Raw genomic sequence first — 622 nt, 5'->3', positions numbered from 1 at the left:
CACCGCCTTCGGACAACCCGAGGACGCCTTCGACCACGTCACCGACCGCGCCGGACACGACCTCCGCTACGCCATCGACTCCACCCGCCTGCGCACCGAGCTCGACTGGCGCCCCCGCTACACCGACTTCGACGCCGGACTCGCCGCCACCATCGACTGGTACCGCGCCAACGAGGACTGGTGGCGCCCCGCGAAGGCCGCCACCGAGGAGAAGTACTCCGCTCAGGAATGAGAGAGGAGAAGCACTCCCCACAGAAGCAGGAATGAGACGCGGAGAGGCAGAGCAACCGTCGGTGACTCATTCTCCTTCTCCAGCTACCCTCTCCGGGGGACGCTCCAGAGGCCGAAACAGGGCCTGACGGGGCCTCCTGTGATTTCGGCGAAACGTGACCTTGCTACGGTTACGCCCGTGCTCATCTCCTCTCCTCCGGCAGCCGCCGCCGGCGGGACCTGCTCCGCTCAGGAACCGCTCCGTGCCTCCGCCGCTCCTGTGTCGAGAGGGCTTCATCTGTGAGGGGCATCATCCTCGCGGGTGGTTCGGGGTCGCGGTTGTGGCCGATCACCAAGGGCATCTCGAAGCAGCTGATGCCGATCTACGACAAGCCGATGATCTACTACCCGC

General features: G+C 66.1%; 1 protein-coding gene and 1 pseudogene. Both read left to right on the top strand.

Annotation, left to right across the window (positions count from 1 at the left end; genetic code table 11):
• Positions 1–232: pseudogene (locus tag C5C82_RS17205) on the top strand (dTDP-glucose 4,6-dehydratase); the annotation flags it as partial.
• Positions 233–510: 278 nt separating this feature from the next.
• Positions 511–622, top strand: a 112-nt coding sequence (locus tag C5C82_RS17200; protein WP_258063972.1) for a sugar phosphate nucleotidyltransferase, incomplete at its 3' end; no start/stop codon positions are given.

The organism is Rathayibacter sp. AY1D5, assembly GCF_002932515.1.
Taxonomy (GTDB): domain Bacteria; phylum Actinomycetota; class Actinomycetes; order Actinomycetales; family Microbacteriaceae; genus Rathayibacter.
The sequence above is the reverse complement of the archived record's forward strand: the minus strand, read 5'-3'. Positions and strand labels throughout refer to the sequence as shown.